Origin of the sequence: Pseudobutyrivibrio sp. C4, from assembly GCF_900111635.1 — a bacterium.
Taxonomy (GTDB): Bacteria; Bacillota; Clostridia; order Lachnospirales; family Lachnospiraceae; genus Pseudobutyrivibrio; species Pseudobutyrivibrio ruminis.
In genome coordinates this window covers 389,489-411,906 of record NZ_FOHF01000001.1, presented here as the reverse complement: position 1 = coordinate 411,906, position 22,418 = coordinate 389,489, and the positions used below count along the sequence as shown (strand labels likewise).

Annotated in this window: 20 protein-coding genes; 19 read left to right on the top strand and 1 reads right to left on the bottom strand. The window is 36.0% G+C overall.

From position 1 onward, the window contains the following. Nucleotides 1–13: 13 nt before the first annotated feature. From mutS to BMY66_RS01900, 19 genes are all read left to right on the top strand, one after another. Nucleotides 14–2,605 carry a DNA mismatch repair protein MutS gene (mutS, locus tag BMY66_RS01990; RefSeq protein WP_081821955.1) on the top strand — a complete coding sequence of 864 codons (2,592 nt, stop codon included), beginning with the start codon at nt 14–16 and terminating at the stop codon, nt 2,603–2,605. Then, complete coding sequence (mutL, locus tag BMY66_RS01985) at nt 2,605–4,509, top strand: DNA mismatch repair endonuclease MutL (protein ID WP_090393979.1); 1,905 nt, start codon at nt 2,605–2,607, stop codon at nt 4,507–4,509. Before mutS ends, mutL begins: the two co-directional genes overlap by 1 nt. After that, the gene (gene miaA, locus BMY66_RS01980; RefSeq protein ID WP_090393978.1) at nt 4,509–5,456 is read left to right on the top strand and encodes a tRNA (adenosine(37)-N6)-dimethylallyltransferase MiaA; all 948 of its coding nucleotides are present in this window, start codon (nt 4,509–4,511) and stop codon (nt 5,454–5,456) included. Before mutL ends, miaA begins: the two co-directional genes overlap by 1 nt. Further along, a complete protein-coding gene (locus BMY66_RS01975) occupies nt 5,449–6,735 on the top strand; it encodes a methionine gamma-lyase family protein (protein ID WP_090393977.1) in 1,287 nt (428 codons plus the stop codon). Before miaA ends, BMY66_RS01975 begins: the two co-directional genes overlap by 8 nt. Nucleotides 6,736–6,779: 44 nt before the next feature. Further along, complete coding sequence (mreB, locus tag BMY66_RS01970) at nt 6,780–7,793, top strand: rod shape-determining protein (RefSeq protein ID WP_044934366.1); 1,014 nt, start codon at nt 6,780–6,782, stop codon at nt 7,791–7,793. Continuing rightward, complete coding sequence (mreC, locus tag BMY66_RS01965) at nt 7,793–8,656, top strand: rod shape-determining protein MreC (RefSeq protein ID WP_044934369.1); 864 nt, start codon at nt 7,793–7,795, stop codon at nt 8,654–8,656. Before mreB ends, mreC begins: the two co-directional genes overlap by 1 nt. Next, nucleotides 8,649–9,194 (top strand): rod shape-determining protein MreD, encoded by a 546-nt coding sequence (gene mreD / locus BMY66_RS01960; RefSeq protein ID WP_044934371.1) that lies wholly within the window; start codon nt 8,649–8,651, stop codon nt 9,192–9,194. Before mreC ends, mreD begins: the two co-directional genes overlap by 8 nt. Next, nucleotides 9,181–12,024: a penicillin-binding transpeptidase domain-containing protein gene (locus BMY66_RS01955; RefSeq protein ID WP_242942665.1), complete on the top strand. Its 2,844-nt coding sequence runs from the start codon at nt 9,181–9,183 to the stop codon at nt 12,022–12,024. Before mreD ends, BMY66_RS01955 begins: the two co-directional genes overlap by 14 nt. A gap of 32 nt (nt 12,025–12,056) precedes the next feature. Beyond that, nucleotides 12,057–12,740: a septum site-determining protein MinC gene (locus tag BMY66_RS01950; RefSeq protein ID WP_090393976.1), complete on the top strand. Its 684-nt coding sequence runs from the start codon at nt 12,057–12,059 to the stop codon at nt 12,738–12,740. Beyond that, nucleotides 12,740–13,855 carry an FtsW/RodA/SpoVE family cell cycle protein gene (locus BMY66_RS01945; RefSeq protein WP_044934375.1) on the top strand — a complete coding sequence of 372 codons (1,116 nt, stop codon included), beginning with the start codon at nt 12,740–12,742 and terminating at the stop codon, nt 13,853–13,855. Before BMY66_RS01950 ends, BMY66_RS01945 begins: the two co-directional genes overlap by 1 nt. After that, nucleotides 13,856–14,251, top strand: a complete 396-nt coding sequence (locus BMY66_RS01940) for a methylglyoxal synthase (protein WP_028236218.1) — start codon at nt 13,856–13,858, stop codon at nt 14,249–14,251. Next, nucleotides 14,235–15,215 (top strand): D-alanyl-D-alanine carboxypeptidase family protein, encoded by a 981-nt coding sequence (locus BMY66_RS01935; RefSeq protein WP_090393975.1) that lies wholly within the window; start codon nt 14,235–14,237, stop codon nt 15,213–15,215. Before BMY66_RS01940 ends, BMY66_RS01935 begins: the two co-directional genes overlap by 17 nt. 78 nt (nt 15,216–15,293) lie before the next feature. Continuing rightward, nucleotides 15,294–15,716, top strand: a complete 423-nt coding sequence (locus BMY66_RS01930; protein ID WP_044934379.1) for a cupin domain-containing protein — start codon at nt 15,294–15,296, stop codon at nt 15,714–15,716. A 54-nt stretch (nt 15,717–15,770) separates the two neighbouring features. After that, the gene (locus tag BMY66_RS01925; protein ID WP_090393974.1) at nt 15,771–17,162 is read left to right on the top strand and encodes a biotin/lipoyl attachment domain-containing protein; all 1,392 of its coding nucleotides are present in this window, start codon (nt 15,771–15,773) and stop codon (nt 17,160–17,162) included. Between the two features lie 35 nt (nt 17,163–17,197). Continuing rightward, nucleotides 17,198–17,902: a YggS family pyridoxal phosphate-dependent enzyme gene (locus BMY66_RS01920; RefSeq protein ID WP_090393973.1), complete on the top strand. Its 705-nt coding sequence runs from the start codon at nt 17,198–17,200 to the stop codon at nt 17,900–17,902. Between the two features lie 17 nt (nt 17,903–17,919). After that, the gene (locus BMY66_RS01915) at nt 17,920–18,432 is read left to right on the top strand and encodes a cell division protein SepF (protein WP_033154092.1); all 513 of its coding nucleotides are present in this window, start codon (nt 17,920–17,922) and stop codon (nt 18,430–18,432) included. Between the two features lie 78 nt (nt 18,433–18,510). Continuing rightward, on the top strand, nt 18,511–19,602 hold the full coding sequence (gene aroB / locus BMY66_RS01910; RefSeq protein ID WP_090393972.1) for a 3-dehydroquinate synthase: 1,092 nt from the start codon (nt 18,511–18,513) through the stop codon (nt 19,600–19,602). Next, on the top strand, nt 19,602–20,132 hold the full coding sequence (gene lspA / locus BMY66_RS01905) for a signal peptidase II (RefSeq protein ID WP_090393971.1): 531 nt from the start codon (nt 19,602–19,604) through the stop codon (nt 20,130–20,132). The genes aroB and lspA overlap by 1 nt, the downstream gene beginning before the upstream one ends. Then, nucleotides 20,125–21,039, top strand: coding sequence for an RluA family pseudouridine synthase (locus tag BMY66_RS01900; RefSeq protein ID WP_090393970.1), 915 nt, complete (start codon nt 20,125–20,127; stop codon nt 21,037–21,039). Before lspA ends, BMY66_RS01900 begins: the two co-directional genes overlap by 8 nt. A gap of 19 nt (nt 21,040–21,058) precedes the next feature. Here BMY66_RS01900 and BMY66_RS01895 read toward each other — a convergent pair whose 3' ends face one another. Further along, nucleotides 21,059–22,123 carry a tyrosine-type recombinase/integrase gene (locus tag BMY66_RS01895; RefSeq protein WP_090393969.1) on the bottom strand — a complete coding sequence of 355 codons (1,065 nt, stop codon included), beginning with the start codon at nt 22,121–22,123 and terminating at the stop codon, nt 21,059–21,061. Between the last annotated feature and the right edge of the window lie 295 nt (nt 22,124–22,418).

The window sequence follows — 22,418 nt, the reverse complement described above, 5'->3', positions numbered from 1 at the left end:
TGAATACACTCCAATGATGCAGGAGTATCTTAAAACAAAAGCGGAATATGAAGATTGTATCTTGTTTTACCGTCTAGGTGATTTTTATGAGATGTTTTTCGAGGACGCAAAGACTGCATCTAGAGAACTTGAATTAACACTTACAGGAAAGTCTTGCGGAGCAGAAGAACGTGCACCTATGTGCGGCGTTCCTTTCCATGCTGCAGACACATATATTAATCGCTTGGTTGCAAAGGGCTATAAAGTTGCAATTTGTGAGCAGGTGGAGGACCCAAAGGAAGCAAAGGGACTTGTTAAAAGAGAAGTAATTAGAGTTGTTACTCCTGGTACAAACATTGATCAGCTTGCACTAGAAGAAGGAAGCAATAATTACATCATGTCTTTGTATTATACAAAGGGTGTGATTGGAATTGCTTGCTGTGATGTTTCTACTGCTGATTTCTATTTAACCGAGGTAAACGAAACCAGAAAGCTTACAGATGAGCTTTACAGATTTACTCCAGCTGAAATAATCTACAGCAAATCAATCTATGAATCAGGAATTGATATTACTGATTATGCGGACAAATTAAATATCGCGCTTACTCAGCTTGATGAATCTTACTTTGATGATACCTTAAGCACACGTGAGCTTTTGAATCATTTTAAAGCTCATTCCTTAGAGGGATTGGGCTTGATAGATTTTACTGTTGGAAAGGTATCTGCGGGTTCATTATTACTTTACTTAAAAGAGACACAGAAATCAGAGCTTACACATTTAACACATATCACTCCATATACAGATGGCAAATTTATGCTGATTGACAGCTCTACTCGCAGAAATCTTGAATTGACTGAGACAATGCGAGATAAACAAAAGCGTGGATCACTTCTTTGGGTTTTGGATAAAACTAAAACTGCCATGGGTGCAAGACAGCTTAAGAGCTTTATTGAACAGCCACTTGTATCGGTAGATGAAATCATTAAAAGACAGGATGCTATCGAAGATATTAATGGTTCTTTAATTGACAGAGAAGAGCTCAGAGAGTATCTTTCATCAGTTTATGATTTAGAGCGTCTTATTACTAAAATCACATATCAATCAGCAAATCCAAGAGATTTGATAGCATTTAAGCAATCTATCGGCATGCTTGCTCCAATCAAAACATTGCTTGATGGCTTTCATTCACATCTAATCAGAGATTTAAATGCAAGCATCGATGATCTGAAGGATTTATATGTGCTTATTGATAATGCTATTGCAGAGGAGCCTCCAATCAGCTCACGTGATGGCGATATTATTAAGACCGGATACAACGAAGAAGTAGACAGACTTCGTTCTGCTAAGATAGATGGCAAGCAGTGGCTTGCTGAGCTTGAAGCAAAAGAACGTGATAAGACCGGAATTAAAAATCTAAAGATAAAGTTCAACAAGGTTTTTGGATTTTATCTTGAGGTTACTAATTCATATAAGGATTTGGTTCCTGATTATTACGTTAGAAAGCAGACACTTACAAATGCGGAGCGTTACTACACTCCAGAGCTTAAAGAGCTGGAAGATAGCATTCTAGGAGCTGAGGATAGATTAAATACTATCGAGTATGAGTTCTTCAAAGCAGTCAGAGATACAATTGCTGGCGAGGTAGATAGAATTCAAATTAGTGCAAAGGCAATCGCAACACTTGATGCAATTATTTCACTTGCTGTTGTTGCTGAAAAGAATCACTATGTGAGACCAGTAATCAACAATCGTGGAGTCCTTGATATCAAGGAAGGGCGTCATCCTGTTGTTGAGCAGATGATAAATGCCGACCAGTTTATATCTAACGATTGTTATTTGGATCAGGATTCCAACACCATCGCAATTATTACAGGCCCTAATATGGCTGGTAAATCTACATACATGAGACAGGTTGCTCTTATTGTGCTTATGGCTCAAATCGGTAGCTTCGTTCCAGCTACTAGCGCAACAATTGGTGTTGTAGATAGAATCTTTACCAGAGTAGGTGCATCAGATGATTTATCGACTGGTCAGTCTACATTCATGGTAGAGATGAATGAAGTAGCTAATATTTTGCATAATGCTACTAGCAAATCACTTTTGATTCTTGATGAGATAGGCCGTGGAACTTCCACATATGATGGACTTTCAATTGCATGGTCTGTTGTTGAACATGTGGCTTACAATATTGGTGCAAAAACTTTATTTGCAACACATTATCATGAGCTTACAGAACTGGAAGGTCAGATAAAAGGAGTACATAATTACTGCATCGCAGTACAGGAAATGGGAGAGGATATTATATTCCTTAGAAAAATCATTTCTGGCGGCGCAGATCAAAGTTACGGTATACAGGTAGCCAGACTGGCAGGCTTACCTGAGGAGGTGCTTTCAAGGGCACGTACAATCGTAGATTCTTTAAATGAAAATGATATTGCTGCAGTTTCGGATAAGATTGCTCTGCAGGAAAAATTCGAAGAAAAGCTCAAAGAAGCTACAGGATTAGAGATTTCTGAATCTGAGGCACAGATAATTACAGAGCTAAAGAATCTTGATGTTACAAAGATAACTCCCCTTGAAGCTATGAACATATTGTTTGAGTATCACAATAAGGTGAAAGAATAATGGGAAAAATTAATTTACTTAGCCAGGAAACTATTGACAAAATAGCAGCAGGAGAGGTTGTTGAAAGACCTGCTTCTGTTGCAAAAGAGCTTATTGAAAACAGTATTGATGCTGGAGCCACTGCTATTTCTGTTGAGATAAAGGGCGGAGGAATTGAATATCTTCGTATAACCGATAATGGTTCTGGAATTGATAAGGATCAAATCCAAATCGCATTTTTACGTCACTCTACCAGCAAAATCGAAAACGCTGCTGATTTAGCTAATGTTAGATCATTGGGATTTAGAGGAGAGGCTTTATCCAGCATTTCTGCTGTAGCTAAAGTCGAGCTTATTACAAAAACTAAGGACTCTCTACTTGGTGCATCCTACATTATCGAAGGCGCAAAGGAAGTATCTCTTACAGATATTGGAGCCCCTAATGGCACTACCTTTATCATCAGACAGCTGTTCTTTAACACACCAGCTAGAAAGAAGTTTTTAAAGTCTGAAAGCACTGAGGGAAGCTATGTATTTGATGTTGTTGAGCATTTGGCGTTATCACATCCAGAAATTTCCTTTAAGTTCTTGCTTAACGGCAAAGAAAAGCTTATGACTTCTGGTAATGGTGTTCTTTCAGATACTATATATCAGATTTACGGACGTCAGATAGCATCCAATGTTTTGGAGATAAATTACAAAGATGAGAGAGTTTCAATCAACGGCTTTATTGGAAAATCAGTTATCGCCAGAGGAAATCGAGCTTTCGAGCATTTCTTTGTAAATAACAGATATATTAAAAGCAATAATCTTTCCAGGGCTTGCGAAGAGGGATATTACGGCTTTTTGATGGGACATCAGTATCCATTCTTTGTAATTAATATCAATTTTGAAGATGGTGCTGTTGATGTTAATGTACATCCAACAAAGCAGGAAGTTCGTTTCGAGGATGAGGCTTTTATACTTGAGATTCTTACTAAAGTAATAAATGATCGTCTTAGAAAAAGGGAAGATGTTCTTGAAGCTCATATTGATGAGCCAAAAGCATCAGCTCCTGCGCCTGTAATTGAAACATATACAGAGTTTGTTTCTAAGCCAGCTGTAGAAAAGGAATCAGATTCATCTTCATATGAAGTCTCTAATGATTCTGTGTCAGAAAAGGAACCGGAAATTATCCCTCCTGTGAAGGTAAAGCTTCCTGAACCATTCGAAAGGGATAGACTTGAAAAGATAAAAGCTCAGGTTACAAGTCAAATTCGACAGGACACACCTTACGAAAAGAAATTTGCTGAGAATAATCTAGACAAAACAAAGTACGAGCAGATTAGCTTTTTAAAGCAGGAAGCAGTTAAAGAGCACAAAATTATCGGTCAGGTATTTGATACATATTGGATTATTGAATATGATAAAAATATGTATATCATAGATCAGCATGCTGCTCATGAGAAAGTTCTTTTTGAAAAGACAATGGCTCGTCTCAAAAACAATGAAATGACATCTCAGATGGTTAGCCCGCCAGTTATTATTTCATTGTCACCTCAGGATGTTCTTTTGTTTGAAAACTATCATGAGGCTTTTGAGAAGCTTGGATTTAGAGTGGAATCATTTGGAGGAAATGAGCTTGCTATCAATGGAGTTCCAGGTAACCTATTAAATCTGGATCCAAAGACATTTTTCCTTGAGATACTTTCAGATTGTGAAAGCTTCAAGGCATCAGATTCATTTGACATGATAGTTGAGAGAGTGGCATCAATGTCTTGTAAGGCTGCTGTAAAGGGTAATAATAAGCTTTCTATTCCAGAGATTAAAACCCTAATCGATGATTTGTTAAAGCTTGATAATCCATATCATTGCCCTCACGGTAGACCTACAATGATTTCGTTTTCAGAATACGAATTAGCAAAGAAATTTAAAAGGATTGTTTAATGGATAAATTAGTAATCTTAACTGGACCAACTGCGGTCGGCAAAACTTCACTATCAATTAATCTCGCCAAGGCTATAAATGGCGAGATTATTTCTGCTGACAGCATGCAGGTTTATAGAAAAATGGATATAGGTACAGCGAAGGTTACACCTGAAGAAATGGACGGGGTTCCACATCATTTGATTGATGTGATTGAGCCAACAGAGGATTATCACGTTGTAAAGTTTCAGCAAATGGTAAAGGATGCCATGGCAGATATTTATTCCAGAGGTAAAATACCTATCATTTGCGGAGGAACTGGATTTTACATACAAGCGATTTTGTATGATATTGATTTTACAGAAAACGATATCGATAAATCCTATCGTCAGTCCCTAGAAGATTTTGCTGATAAGTATGGAAATGATGCTTTGCATGAAAAGCTTAAGGAAATTGATCCTGAGTCGGCAGAAACTATTCCAGCTGCAAATAGAAAAAGAGTGATTAGAGCTATTGAGTATTATGAGCAGACAGGTGAAAAGTTCTCTGTTCACAATGCTACTCAAAGAGAAAAAACTAGCCCTTATAACTTTGCTTATTTTGTATTAAATGACGATAGGGAATTGCTATATAATCGAATTAATAAAAGAGTTGATATAATGATGGAGGATGGCTTGTTATCCGAAATCGATAGCCTACTTGCTATTGGCGTCAAAAAGGGTATGACTTCCATGGATGGTATTGGCTATAAAGAATTATTGTCTTACAAGGATGGCGAGATATCTTTAGATGAGGCAGTAGAGCTTATCAAAAAGAACTCTAGAAACTACGCCAAGCGTCAACTCACTTGGTTTAGAAGAGAAAAAGAAGTCATTTGGCTTGATAAAACAGTTTATACGACAAGTGATGCTTTACTTGAAAAGATTTTAACTTGTTTGAAAGAGAAAGGAATTATAGAAAGTGTTTAGTATTTATAAGGATTTTGGTATTTCTAAAGAAGTTTATGATTACGGTGAGGAGATTCTAAAAGGTCTTAAAGACAGATTCGAGGAAATCGATAAAACAGCAGAGTTCAATCAGCTTAAGGTTCTTAAGGCTATGCAGGAACATAAGGTTGCAGCTGAGTGCTTCAACACATCTACTGGATACGGTTATGATGATGTTGGACGTGATACATTGGAAAAGGTGTATGCATCAGTTTTTAAAACAGAGGATGCTCTTGTTCGCCCACAGATTACATGTGGTACACATGCTCTTGCACTTGCATTAATGAGTAATCTTAGACCAGGTGATGAGTTACTTTCACCAGTAGGAAAGCCATACGATACACTTGAAGAGGTAATTGGAATTCGTCCTTCAAACGGTTCTTTAGCTGAGTATGGCATTACATATGCACAGGTTGATTTGCTTGAAAATGGCGGATTTGACTACGATGGAATCAAAGCAGCTATTAATGAAAAGACAAAGCTTGTAACTATTCAGCGTTCTAAGGGATATGCAAATCGTCCTACATTATCAGTTTCACAAATCGGAGAGCTTATTTCATTCATCAAAGGTATTAAGCCAGATGTTGTCTGCATGGTAGATAATTGCTACGGAGAATTTGTTGAGAAAATCGAGCCAACAGAGGTTGGTGCTGATATGTGCGTAGGTTCTCTTATCAAGAATCCAGGCGGCGGACTTGCTCCTATTGGAGGATATATCGTAGGAACTAAGGAATGCGTTGAAAATGCTGCACACAGATTAACTTCTCCAGGACTTGGAAAGGAAGTTGGTGCTTCACTTGGAATTATGCAGTCATTCTATCAGGGATTCTTCCTTGCACCTACAGTTGTTGCTGGTGCTTTAAAGGGTGCTATTTTTGCAGCAAATGTATATGAGAAGCTTGGATTCCTTTGCGTCCCTAATTCTACAGAATCAAGACATGATATTATTCAGGCTGTTTCATTCCTTAAACCAGAAGGGCTTATTGCTTTCTGTGAGGGAATTCAGGCAGCTGCTCCTGTAGATTCATACGTTACTCCAGAGCCTTGGGATATGCCTGGTTACGACAGTAAGGTTATCATGGCAGCCGGTGCATTTGTTCAGGGTTCATCAATTGAATTATCAGCAGACGGCCCTCTTCGTGACCCATATACAGCCTTCTTCCAGGGCGGCCTTACATGGAATCATGCTAAGCTTGGTATACTAAATTCACTCCAAAAACTAGTGGATGCTTGCCTTGTGATGAAGTCACAACTGTGTTAAAATTTTTAGGATGTTTTATATAAAAATATATACGGAGGAAAACCATGGCCAATTCATTTGGTATTGATATAGGAACCCAGAATCTTAAGATTTTTAGCGGTTCTAATAATCAAATTACTGACATAAAAAATACTATAGCAATCGTTAACAAGAATCAGATGTATTCATATGGTGATGCAGCTTATTCTATGTACGAAAAAGCTCCAGACACAATCAATGTTTCATTCCCAATTGTTTCTGGTGTTATTGCTGATTTTGATAATATGCAAACTATGCTTTTCGAAGTTATCGAAAAGGACTTAAAGGGCAAGATTAAGGGAAGTGACATTGTTGTTGCTGTACCTACTGACATTACTGAGGTAGAAAAGAAGGCTTTCTCTGATTTATTTAGCAAAGCAAAGAACAAGCCACATTCTATTAGAGTTTGCGAGAAGCCTATTGCCAGCGCTATCGGTATGGGGCTTGATGTTTCAGAGCCTACTGGTGTTATGGTAGTAGATCTTGGTGCAGACACAACTGAGATTTCTGTTATTTCCCTTGGTGGTCTTGTTTTATCAGAGCTTCTTCCATTTGGTGGAAATCAAATCGACGAGTCAATCGTTACATACCTCAAGAGAAACTTTAATCTTGTTATTGGACAAAAGACTGCTAAGCAGCTTAAAGAAGAAATCGGTTCAGCTCAGGAAGGAAGAGGACAGAAGCTTACTGTTGTAGGACGTGATGTAGTTAGCGGTCTTCCTATTGAGATGGAAGTTGAGAGTGATACAATCTACAACGCTATCAAGAATGATTTAGAGAGCTTCTGCACAAATGTAAAGCTTATCCTTGAAAAGGTTCCACCAGAGCTTGCAAAGGATATTGTTCACTCTGGTATTTATCTTACAGGTGGTACATCTCAGCTTTATCAATTGACAGATTTATTCTCAGAGGTTACAAACATCAAGGTTAACGTGATGGATGAGCCACAGGAATCTTGTGTTAGAGGTTTAGGACAGGTTCTTTCAGATTCTAAATACAAAATTTATGGATATAGCATGAGGGCAAGGATTTTCAAATAATGAGACAAAGAAAAGCAAATGGCGGTATTCCAAGTAAATATTTGCTAATGATTTTATCTATTGTTTGTATAATGCTTTTGTTTTTCAGTTATTCAACTGGTTTTTCAGGTGGTCCATTAGAGACAATTGCCAATCACATCTTTATTCCAATGCAAAAAGGAATAGATTACATTGGCAGCTCTATAGCCATTTCTTCAGCTGATACCAAGACTCGTGAGGAATTGGTTGCTGAGAACGAAGAGCTTCAGGCTCAGGTTGATGAGCTCAATTCTACTATCAACAACTACGAGCTTAAGCTAAAAGAATTAGATGAATTACAGGAATTATACGAGCTAGATCAAACTTACTATGACTATGAGACAACTGGTGCCAGAATCATCGGCAAAGGCACATCTAATTGGTTCAATACATTTACTATTGATAAAGGTACCAAGGATGGAATAGAAGTAGATATGAACGTTATCGCAGATGGCGGTCTTGTTGGTATTGTCACTTCTGTTGGAGATTCTTATGCAGTTGTTCGTGCAATCATTGATGACACATCGAATGTTAGCGCAACTATATCATCTACCGAAGATAACTGTATTGTTTCAGGTTCTCTTGAGAACATGACAGCCAGCAATCTTATCTTGTTTTCAGATTTGGATGATGACGATGATGAGGTAGCTATTGGCGATGTTATCGTTACATCTAACATTTCTGACAAATATCTTCCAGGATTGATGATTGGATATGTTTCATCTGTTTCTTTAGATGAAAATGAACTTACAAAATCTGGAACAGTCACACCAATTGTAGATTTTAAACATTTATCAAATGTCCTTGTTATTAAGCAGTTAAAGGAGTCATACGAAAGTGAGTGATTTTAAGCAATATTTAAAGAAAATATTGATTATAGCCCTTGTCATTTATGTATGCTTCTTACTGCAGACAAGTGTTTTTTCTAGATATAGACTTGCAGGTGTTACACCTAATGTCTTGATTTGTGTTGTATCTACTTACGGCTTCATGAAAGGCCGCAAATACGGTATCTTAATTGGATTTTTTGTAGGTATTCTTTTGGATATTTTTTCAGGCGGACTTTTTGGAATGTACGCTCTGATTTATATGTATATAGGTCTTTTAAATGGCCTTTTTAAAAAGCAGTTCTTTGGTGACGATTTACGTCTTCCAATGATTCTTATTGGGACAAGTGATTTAATCTATGGCGTTGCCACTTATCTCACTTTGTTTGCAATCAGATCTCAGTATGATTTTTCTTATTATCTTTTGAATATCATTTTACCTGAGGTTGTTTACACTTTACTTGTATCCATTTTTGTTTATTATGCAATTCTTCACATAAACAATTGGGTCGAAAAACTAGAAAAGAAAGGTTCTGATAGAATTGGATATTATTAAGGACTTTTTTGAAAATGCATTTTCTTCACGTATTCGCGTGGTTATAGTAGCAATGATTGCCTTTGCTGCTATTCTTGTTTCACGTCTTTTTTATTTGCAAATATTAAATGGTAGTGAATATCAGGACAATTACAATTTAAAACTTGAAAAGACTGAATCGATTGCAGCTACAAGAGGAAATATATACGATAGAAACGGTAATTTGCTGGCTTATAACGAGCTGGTATACGCCGTTACTATTCAGGATACTGGAACTTATTCTTCTACAACAGAGAGAAGCCAGTCGTTAAATACAGAAATTGCTGAAATCATTTCTAAGCTTGAAAGTAATGGGGATACCATTGATAACGATTTTGGAATTTATATTGACTCATCAGGTTCATTCCAGTTTTTAAGTTCCGGCTCTGCGTTACAGCGTTTTAGAGCTGATATATTTGGTAAAAATAGCGTTGATGATTTGGAATATAACGAAAAGCTTGGAATAGACGAAGCAACTGCAACAGCTGATCAGATTGTTGAATATCTTGAAGGCGAAAAAGTTTATAACATCTCTGATGAATATTCTAAAAAGCTTCGCTATGAGATTATGGTTGTTCGTTATAATATGGGCCAGAATTCATATCAGAAATATATCTCTACAGTTATTGCATCAGATGTTTCCGATGAATCAGTTGCATTCATCAAGGAAAATATTAACGAGCTTACTGGTGTAGATGTAGAACAAAAGTCACTTCGCCGTTATGTAGACAGCGAATACTTTGCTCATATTATTGGATATACTGGTCAGATTTCCACTTCAGAATATAAAGAGCTTTCTGCCACAGATAGCACCGTCGAAACAACAGATATAGTTGGTAAATCAGGTATTGAAAAATATATGAATGATTATCTTTCTGGTACAAAGGGCTTTGAAACTTTGTACGTTGATAGTGTAGGTAATACTATCGCAGAGGGAGATTACCAGGCGGCTGTTTCTGGAAATGATGTTTATCTGTCTATTGATATGGACTTACAAAAGGCAGCTTATATTCTTTTGGAGCAGGAGATAGCAGGTATTCTATATTCAAAGATTCAAAACATCAAAGAATACAGCACAACATCTTCAAGTGATGTAGTTGTACCAATCTACGATGTTTATTATTCTTTGATAAAAAATGGAATCATCGATATTAACGCATTTTCTGATCCTAATGCCTCACAGACTGAAAAGGATGTTTTGAGTGCATACGAGGTTAAAGAAAAAGAGGTTTTGGCAACTTTAAAGAGCCAGTTAAAGGCCTCTAATGAGACAGTTTACAATCAGCTTCCAGATGAGTACCAGGCCTATTCTACTTATATCGTTACTACACTTAAGAGCCTTGGTATTTTTGACGCTAGCGCTATTGATACTTCTTCAGATGTACAGACAAGCTGGACATCAGAGGAGATGGCTGTAAACAAATACCTTATCTATGCAATCGAGCAGAACTGGATTGATATTACCAAGTACGAATCAGAAGCTAAGTACGCTGATACAGATGAGCTTTACGCTGATTTAGTTGATTATATAATCGATTACCTTTCAACTGATACTTCATTCCAAAAGCTAGTTTATAAGTACCTTCTTTTGGATGATAATATTTCTGGAAGCCAGCTTTGTTTGATTTTATATGAGCAGGGTGTCCTTTCTAAGGAAGATGATGAAGATTACACAAAGCTTGCTGGTGGTCAGATTACAGCATATGAATTTATGCTTTCAAAGATTAAATCGTTGGAGATTACACCTGGCCAGCTTGCACTTGATCCTTGTTCAGGTTCTACTGTTCTTATCGATGTTAAGACAGGAGAAGTTTTAGCGATGGTTACTTATCCTGGCTATGATAATAACAAGCTTGCTAATTCTGTAGATGCAGACTATTATTCGTACCTTACAAATAGTGCGGCTAATCCTTTGTATAACTACGCTACTCAGCAGAGAACAGCCCCTGGTTCTACATTTAAGATTGTCAGCTCTACAGCAGGTTTGGCAGAAAATGTTATTACTACAACCTCTGAAATCGTCGATTTAGGACAATATACAAAGGTATCAAATAATCCTAAGTGTTGGATTTATCCAAGTAATCACGGTAGCATCAATGTTTCGGAAGCTATCAGAGATTCATGTAACTACTTCTTCTATGAAGTTGGTTGGAGATTAGCTGGTGGTGATGGCGCATATGATGACGCCACTGGTATTGATAAGATTACAGAATATGCATCACTTTACGGATTAGATGAGACAACCGGTATTGAAGTAGAAGAAAACTCACCTCATATTGCTACAGAGTATCCTGTCATGGCTGCAATCGGTCAGTCAGATAACAACTACACCACAATTGGTTTAGCAAGATATGCGGCAGCTATTGCAAGTGAGGGAACAGTATATAACCTTACACTTCTTGATAGTGTTAGAGATTCTGAAGGCAATGTTATAGAAAGCTATAGCCCTTCAGTTAGAAATCAAATAGATGTACTTAATGCATCAGAATGGGATGCTATACATTATGGTATGAGAATGGTATGCGAGTCGCTTTCATCATTTAACGGATTTTCTGTTGAAGTTGCAGGTAAGACTGGTACTGCTCAGCAGGTTGCATCTCGTCCTAACCACGCTTTATTTATTGGCTTTGCACCATATAGTGATCCAGAGATTTCTATCGCTACACGTATTGCTTATGGTTATACATCACATAATGCTGCCGAGGTTTCAAAGGATATTTTGGCTTATTACTTTGGTGTATCTGCAACAGAAGACTTACTTAGTGGTGAGGCTAGTACTGTTTCAAATTCAGAAAATGAATTTACAGATTAAAATACTTTTTAACAATAAAGGGAGATAATATTATGAGTAATGACCCAGTCATTTTAAAAAGTAATAAATATGGATTAACTCTTCAGTTGGATGCGACTATTCCATTCGAAGACCTTGTAAGAGCTGTTTGCAAAAAGTTTGCTCAGTCTGCCGATTTCTTCGGTGAGACTGAGATGATTTTGGAAACTCAAGGTAGAGAGCTTACTGCCGAAGAGGGAATGGTTATTATTCAAGCTATCGAGCTGAATTCTAAAATCAAAATTATCCTTATTCATGAAAACAATGAACTCAAGGATACAAGAATGCTTGGTCAGATTGATAAATTCTATTCTGACGAGATTTTTGAAAATGCCAAAATCATTAGAGGCTCTGTTATGAAGAATGATTCTATTACTTCAGATTCAAGCCTTGTTATACTTGGAGACGTTAAGTCTAAGGCGTCAGTTCAGGCTAAGGGTAATATTATTGTCTTAGGTTCTTTGGAAGGCGCAGCTTATGCCGGATATCCAGATAATACTGGATGTTATATAGCAACTGGCCTTTTAGATAGCAACAACATTCAGATTGGTACTGTTAATGGCACTATTAGAATTCAGGAGAAATGGTCTTTTAGAGTTCATAAGAAAGAGATAGAGCCTATGGGCGTATCTGTATGGAATAGAGAGCTCTTAGCTGAGCCTCTTAGCAGTGGATTACTTAGAAGGATTAAAAATTAATGTTTCACAATTATAAGTTTAAAAATCTCGATGTAAAGTTAATAATTGCTGTTATTACTCTTACCATCATTGGTATTTTCGTTATTGGTAGTGCAAATGAAGCAAATCAGCAAAAACAGATTTTAGGAATGATTTTGGGAATCTTTGTAATGGCTGGTATGGCGCTGTTAGACTATGATTTCCTGTTGCATTTTCATTGGGTATATTATTTTCTTGTATTAGGCCTTTTGGCATCTGTTTTGCTTTTTGGTGAAAAATCAGGTGGTGCAACACGTTGGATTGATGTTGGTATCAGATTCCAACCTTCTGAGTTGGCTAAGATTTTGCTTATTCTGTTTTTTGCATGGTTCTTTATGATGCATGAAGAAGATATTAATAAGCCAAAAACTTTAGCTATAACTATTGTATTATCAATGTTTCCACTGCTTTTGATTGAAAAAGAACCAGATTTATCAACCACAATTGTCACAATGATGATTATTTGTGTTATGATATTTGTAACGGGAGTTAGTTACAAGTTAGTAGGAGCAATCTTAGGTGTTACAGTACCTGGTATTGCATTATTACTGTTTCTTGTAACAAGAGAAGGTCAGACGATTCTCGATGAATATCAAGGTCTTAGAATTCTTGCATGGCTCAAGCCTGATGAATATCCTGCAAGCTCATATCAGCAGCAGAATTCTATCATGGCCATTGGTTCAGGCCAGCTATTGGGAAAAGGTCTTGGTAATCAGGCGTTTGACTCGGTTAAAAACGGAAATTATATTTCTGAACCTCATACAGATTTTATTTTTGCCGTAGCGGGAGAAGAGTTAGGTTTTGTTGGTTCGGCACTTATAATAATACTTATATTTTTTATAACTATCGAAATACTAATGATAGCTAAGAATGCAAAGGACATTGCTGGCAAGCTTATCTGCATAGGTATGGCTGCTCTTATTGGATTCCAGAGCTTTGTTAATATTTGCGTTGTTACAGGCTTAATGCCAAATACAGGTTTGCCATTGCCATTTGTTAGTTATGGTTTGACTTCACTTGTAACAATTTATTTTGGTATAGGTATTGTTTTAAATGTAGGGCTTCAGTCCAAAAATAACAACGGGAGGCTTTTTTAAATGAATATTGGTTTGGTAGCACACGACTCTAAGAAGAAGCTTATGCAAAATTTCTGTATTGCTTACAGAGGTATTCTTAGCAAGAACGAAATTTTTGCAACAGGTACTACTGGAAGACTTGTAGAGGAAGTTACTAATCTTAGTGTACATAAATACTTAGCTGGACATTTAGGTGGCACACAGCAATTAGGTGCTCAGATTGAGCAGAATGAGATTGATTTGGTTATTTTCCTTAGAGATCCACTTACTGTTAAGTCTCATGAGCCTGATGTTAATAACATTGTTCGTATATGCGATGCTAATAACATCCCTCTTGCTACAAATTTAGCAACAGCTGAGTTACTTATTAAATCACTTGATAGAGGAGATCTTGAGTGGCGTGAGATGTATAAATAAATTATTAAGCTTTATACTGATTATTTGTATATCTTTACCATTTGTTGCATGTGGCAACACCACAGAATCTGTTACATCCTATCAGATGTATGATACTTCCTTTACATACGGTATCACACATAATGGTTCTACATCTAATGTTCAGTTATTTGCTAAGAATCTGTGTGTTGCCGGTACGGATGATTTAGGGACTTCAGCAGTAGATTCACAGGTGGCTGGCGCTGCAGGTGCTTTCAATACTACAGAGCAATCAGTGGTATATGCACAGTCATTACATGAAAAGATGTATCCTGCATCTACTACCAAGATTTTAACGGCTTATATAGCTTGTTTATATGGTAATTTAGATGATTATTACACGGTAAGCGCAAATGCAGTTGATCAAGCTAGCGATTCATCAGTTATCAATCTTAAAGAAGGGGATGTAATTTCCCTGAGAGATTTGCTATATGGTTTGATGCTTAGGTCTGGAAATGATGCTGCAGTTGCTATTGCTGAAGGTATCAGCGGCGATGTAGATACATTTGCGGCTCTTATGAATAGCACAGCCAAATCTCTTGGCGCAACAAATTCAAATTTTGTTACTCCTAATGGTTTGCATGATGAAAACCATTACACAACTGTTTATGATATGTATTTAATATTAAATGCAGCTATGTCTAATGAACAGTTCTATACTATTTTTACAGCAAGCACATATACGGCTAGCTATACAAGTGGTGGAGAAGCAAAGACTCAGGAGTGGAAGACCACAAATCAATACATTACTGGAAATGTAAATACACCTTCAGGCTTCACTATTTTAGGTGGTAAAACTGGTACAACAGGAGCTGCAGGCTATTGTTTGGTTCTTCTTTCAGAAAATGAAGACCACGACAAAATAATATCGATTGTTTTTAACGCAGATTGTCGTTCTAATTTATATCTGCTCATGAATGAAATACTTAGTAACTATTGCCTATAATTTGGCATTTAGTATTTAGGTTTTAACAGCATTATGTTAAAATTGATGTAACTAAAAATTTAAGGGAGGTATTTTGACATGGTGGAAATTATTTCAGGCGAAAAGGGTAAAGGCAAGACAAAGTATTTACTTGACAAGGTTAACAGTGATGTCAAAAAGGTTGACGGATCTGTTGTTTACATTGACAAGAATACGAAGCACATGTACGAACTTGATTCGAAGATTCGATTGATAAACATGGGGGATTATCCAGTTGAATCTACAGATGAGTTTTTAGGTTTCCTTAGTGGAGTTTTATCTCAGAATGCGGATATTCAAGAAGTATTTCTTGATAGTTTTCTTACTGTTTCCTACGTTGATTCATCAGACGGTCTTAATGTAGCCCTTAATAAGCTTGATAAGATTTGCAACATGTATGATGTTAAATTCGTTTTATCAGTTAGTAAAAATGAAAAGGATTTGCCAGAAAATGCGAAAGGCAAAATCATTATCTCTTTATAATTTAATGAGTATTAGGGCACGGTTTGCGTGCCCTATAATTATGTTAGACAATATATGAAAAGAAAAAAGAAAAATGATAACAAAATAATTAAATACCCAAAGCAATACCATTTTTCTATTGGTTTTATCGTCATAGGCGTAATGTTTATCTATATGATGTATCATTTATTTACTTATGTCACTGCAGATAACATTACTGTTTATGAGGTGTCACAGGGTTCTATATCTTCAAATCTAGAATATAATGCTCTTGCTATCAGACAAGAGCAGATCGTGTATGCGGATAATTCTGGAGATATTTTGTACCTTGCTGAAAATTTTGGTAAAGTTGGCTCAAAATCCCAGGTGTATGCGTTAGACACCACCGGAGAAATCTTATCTTCACTGGAGGATACTGGTGATGATTCAGAGATTGTTTTAGATGAAGAAGATTATTCTAAGATTCAATCTACAGTTTCTAATTATTTAATTGATTATGACGGTATTAATTTTACTAAGACATATTCATTTAAAAATGACTTAGAATCTCAGGTTGAACAATTATATACAGTTTCGGCTATGGAATCTATGGGGGATTCTCTGGACTCTGCAATAGCTTCTGGTTCGTTTAGTATATACAACAGTGCTACACCAGGCCTGGTGGTCTATTCCATCGATGGTATGGAAGATTTAACAACTGATACATTTACTGCAGATTCTTTTGATACTTCAGAATATTCTACTGAAAATCTTAAAGCACAAGAATCTGTTGTTGTAGGTCAGCCTGTATATAAGCTTATTACATCGGATCATTGGAATTTAGTATTGGAAGTAGATGAGGATTTATATGATTCTCTGCAAGGAGAATCATATTTAAAGATAAGGTTCTTAGAGGATGATACTGAAACCTGGACAAATCTTGAATTCCAGGAGAAGGCCGGAAAATATTATCTTGTTTTAACTTTGGATGATTCCATGGATCGCTTCGCGGATTCTCGTTATGTACATGTGAAGATTATTAATAACAATATTTCTGGCTTAAAGATTCCTAATTCGTCAATCGTTGAAAAAGAGTTCTATACAATACCAAAGGACTATATGATGCAGGGAAACAATACTGATGATGCTGGCTTCCTTCTTCAATCTGGTTCAGAAAATATGTATATTACTCCAACAATATATTATGAGTCTGATGAGTATTACTATATAGATGATGAAATTGTTACCAGAGGCGATAAGTTAATTAAGCCTAATTCTAATGAGCAGTATGTAGTTGGTTCTACAACTGATAAATTGGAAGGCGTATATAATGTCAATAAAGGCTATGCAGTATTTAAGCAGATAGAAATACTTTATCAGAATGATGATTATTCAATAATTAAAACAGGTACAAACTATGGTATATCCATGTATGACCATATTGTATTACAGGGCGATGAAGTAGAAGAAAATTCAATCATAAATTAAAAAATACAATCTTGATTTAATTAAGGAGCTTTTGGATGAGAGAACAAGAATTAAAAGAGAATTTAACAAATGTAGAGGAAAGAGTTGCGGCTGCTTGCAAGAGAGCTGGAAGAGCAAGAGAGGAAGTTACTCTTATTGCAGTTAGTAAGACAAAGCCAGTAGAGGATTTGCAGGTGATTTATGACGCGGGTATTCGCAGCTTTGGTGAGAACAAAGTTCAGGAACTTACAGGAAAGATTCCTGAGATGCCAAATGATATTGATTGGCATTTAATCGGTCACCTCCAGCGTAATAAAGTTAAATATATTGTAGATAAGGTTAAGCTTATTCATTCTGTAGATAGTTACAGATTAGCTGAAGAGATTAATATTCAGGCTAAAAAACATGGAATAGTTGTACCAATTCTTATCGAAGTAAATGCAGCTAACGAAGCTACAAAGTTTGGTGTTAAGCTTGAAGAAACATTACAGCTTTGTGAAGAAATCTCTCATTTGGAGAATGTTCACATCGAAGGATTAATGACTATAGCACCAAATGTAGTGGTTTCTGAAGAAAATCGACCAATTTTTAACAAAATAAAGGCTTTATCGGTTGACATAGCAAGTAAAAACCTTGATAATGTAGATATGAGAATTTTATCTATGGGAATGACAAATGATTTTGAAGTTGCCATAGAAGAAGGTGCTACTCATGTACGTGTAGGTACAGCAATCTTCGGTGAGAGAAACTATAATATTTAAATAAAGAGGAGTATGTTATGTTTGAAAGAATGCTTGACGCGATGCATCTTAGTGACGACTACGACGATTATGATGATGATGAATTATATGATGAGGAAGAGGATAAATCCTTCTTCAACAAATTCGGAAAGAATTCAGACGAAGAAAGACGTCCAGTTTTGAACAAGCCTTCTGAAAAAGAGACTAGAGCTGCTAAACCAGCTCCAAAGATTACACCTATGAGAAATAAAGGGAAAGGAACTGTTATGGAGGTTTGTGTTATTAAGCCATCTTCATTCGAGGATGCCAGAGAGATTTCTGAGACACTTTTAGCTGATAGAACCGTTTTACTTAATATGAAAGGTTTGGATTTAGGAGTTGCTCAGCGTATCATTGATTTCACATGCGGTACATGTTATGCAATCGATGGTAACCTTCAGAGAATCGAAGATTACATCTTCATTATCACACCTGCAGGAGTTGAGCTATCTGGTGATTTAGCAGGAATCGTTGATGCCTTTGACTTTACAGGAATTCAAACAGGCTTTTAAATTTTAAGCACCAGATAATCTGGTGCTTTTTTCTTTTGACTTATGTTGACTTGCTTTTGATCATTACGGGAGAATAAAATGCTTCAAGAATTACTAATCAATTACGAGAACAAGCCATGTTATAAAATTGTATTTAGACCAGATTTTTCTGATTTAATAAATGTATTTAACTCAGAAGTAAACCATCAATACGATAAGATTTGTATTGTTACGGATTCCAATGTAGCTAAGCTATATTTATCTGAAATTATATCAGGATTTAAGAATACTGATTCGGAAGTATACTCATTTAGCTTTGATGCAGGAGAAGAATCTAAGAATCTTAGTATTGTTAATTTGTTATATCAACATTTAATAAACCATAAATTTACCAGAAACTCACTACTTGTTGCCTTGGGTGGCGGTGTTGTTGGCGATTTAACTGGCTTTGCTGCGGCTACTTTTTTAAGAGGCATTGATTTTATTCAAGTTCCTACTACATTGCTTTCTCAGGTTGATAGTTCTGTAGGCGGCAAAACAGGTGTTGACTTTAACCAATATAAAAACATGGTTGGGGCGTTCTATATGCCAAAGCTTGTTTATATGAATATTGGTTCCTTAAATACACTGGATGATAATAACTTTATTTGTGGTATGGGCGAGGTAATTAAAAGTGCTCTTATTGCAGATAAGGATTTCTATATTTGGCTTAAGGATAATTCTACATTGTTAAAAGAGCGTAATTATGATGCCTTGGCATATGCTGTTGGAAAGTGTTGTGGAATAAAAGGTCATGTAGTTGAAATTGACCCAAAGGAAAAAGGTATCAGAGCGTATCTTAATTTTGGTCACACCATTGGCCATGCTATTGAGAAGCTTAAGAACTTTACATTGGGACACGGACAGTGTGTTGGACTTGGAATGGTCTCAGCAATTTATTTATCTAACAAATTATCTTACATATCGGATGATGAGGTTTCTGATATTATTGAGACTTTGAAGGAGTTTGATATTCCTGTTAGTGTAGATGGTTTGAATTCGACAGAAGTTCTTGCAGCTACCAAGTCAGATAAAAAAATGACTGGAAATAAGATTAAATTTACTATATTAAAGGCGGTAGGTCAGGCCGATTCATATTTGGATTTTTCCGATGAAGATTTGCTTTGGGCTATAGATAAGGTGCTAGTTTAATGTTTTACAAATATAAAAAATCAGTTTCATTGCTTTATAGTTTAATACTTACAGTTTTACTTATTGCTCTTGATCAGTTTACTAAGGTTTTGGCTGTAAGACATCTTATGAATAAAGCAGATATAATTCTTATTCCAAATGTATTGCAGCTGCATTATTTGGAGAATACAGGCGCGGCTTTTTCTATTTTAGAGGGAAAGCAGATTGTATTTGCAATTATTACACCAATACTTCTGATAGCTCTTTGCTATATTTTGGTAAAGATGCCTCAGACTAAGAAATATCAAGCTTTAGATTATATTATTGTGTTTTTGATTGCAGGAGCTATAGGCAATTATATCGATAGAATCATGAATAATTATGTTGTTGATTTTATTTATTTTTCCCTTATTAATTTTCCTGTATTTAATGTTGCAGATTGCTACGTTACAGTTTCTGTTATTTTACTGTTAATTCTTATTATGTGGTATTATACAGATGAAGATTTAGATGATATTAAAAAAGGATTAAAGATTACAAAGAATGGATGAATTTACTTTATCAATTGAGGATTCTGCAGATTGTGGAGTCAGAATAGATAAATATTTAGCTCAAGCATTACCTGAGAAATCACGAAGCTACTATCAAAAAGCTATTGATAGTGGCTTTGTTTTAGTTAATGGAAAACAGGTAAAATCTAAATATCAGACCAAACTTGGTGACGATATTGTTGTAAGTATTGAGCCGGTAAAAGAGATTGATATTGTGCCAGAGGATATACCTATTGAAATCCTTTACGAGGATCAGGATGTTATTGTTGTTAATAAACCTAAGGGAATGGTTGTGCATCCAGCTCCAGGTCATTATTCTGGTACACTTGTCAATGCACTTATGTATCATTGCAAAGATTCATTATCTGGAATTAATGGAGAAATTAGACCAGGAATTGTACATAGAATCGATATGAATACTACAGGGTCTCTATTAGTATGCAAGAATGATAAAGCTCATAATGATATTGCAGCTCAAATTAAAGTGCATTCAGTAAATCGTATATATAAGGGAATCGTTATTGGGAATTTTAAAGAGGACGAAGGCACTGTAAATGCTAGAATTGGCCGAAATCCGAAAGATAGAAAGAAAATGGCTGTAGTAAGCGATGGTCGAGATGCAATCACTCATTTCAAGGTTTTAGAACAATATAAAGGCTATTCTTATGTACAGTTTAAGCTAGAAACCGGAAGAACCCATCAGATTCGTGTTCACATGGCTCATATAGGCCATCCATTGCTTGGGGATGATGTCTATGGAAAGCCGGTTAAGAATCTTCAGGGCCAGACTCTTCATGCCCAGACAATTGGCTTCATACAGCCTACTACTGGAGAATATGTTGAAGTAGATGCTCCGTTGCCTGCTTATTTTGAAGATTTACTTAATAAATATAGAAAAATGGTATAGGAAATTCCTATACCATTTTTTATGTATCTTTTCTTCGGAAATCTACTGCGTTACGGGCCTGTCGTTTATGCTCATCTTCAATAGCAGCATAGTAGTCGATAGTTGTATTAATGTTTTCGTGGCCTAGTACATCAGCTACAAGCCTGATATCGCCGGTTTCACGATAGAGGGCAGTGCCATAGGTACTTCGTAGCTTATGAGGCGTGATTTTTTTGTTTGGAACCACTATTTTGGCGTATTTCTTAACAAGATTTTCAATTGCATCTACACTAATTCTTTTTCCTTGGAGGGAATAGAAGAGAGCAGTTTCATGGCCTTCTATAGGATTTATATATTGGCGTTCGCCATTTATATAGTCTTTTAGAACGTCTGCAACCTCCTGATTGAAGTAGATAACGTCCTGTCCGCCTCCCTTTCGAACGATTGTTAAAGAATTAACATGAAAATCTACATCATTTAAATCCAGGCCATTACATTCGCTGACACGTATTCCAGTATTTAGCATCAAAGTAAGGATTGCCAGGTCGCGGCCACGTGTTTTTTGATTATACATGCGTTGGCGCTCAGATGTATAGGCGGTTCCGTTATCAATGGCGTCTAGAATTGCTTGAACCTCATAATTGTTCATTCTAATGATGTTTTTGTCTTTTTTGAGCTTTGGCAATACAACTGTAGCCGTTGGATCATCGTCAATATTGTGTCTGGTATAGTGATACTTGAACATACCACGTAATGGAGACATTTTACGAGCGATTGCTTTTTTATCATTTTCGTGTTGTTCACCTACAACATTTAATTCTAAGTAACGTTGGTACTCAATAATATCATCAGCAGTAATTTTATTTAAAACGCCGTAATCAATTTTTTTGAGGTCTGAACCATCAATTGTAGGGTTGGAGGCTCCTAAAAATCGAAAAAAAGTTAATAGATCATAGGAATATGAAATTAAGGTGCTAGGCTGAGTTGTATGTTCCTTAGAATAAATATAATCAGCAGCACACTTAGGAAGCTGTGAGATTAACTCACGTAATTTGATTTTTTGATTCTTTGTTTTGTCTTTATAGAACTGTGAATCTTTACCCATATTGTAAATCCTCCCAAAAATTTGAAAAACAGGGGATAGATAGAAATGCCGTGTTTTCAGGCTTTTTTAATACTATCTATCGGATAAACAGATATTTATCCGATAGATACATTTTACTCTCTTCTGCGATTTTTATCAAGAGTAATGTGAATTCTAAGAGTAACTTTTTTATGTAAATGCAAATTTCTTAAACTTAATGCAACATTATAGAGGTAAAAGCAAAACATACATTACTGTTGCATTTAGTTCTGGAAATAATATGCATAAATAAAGGAGCTAAACCAGCTCCTTATAG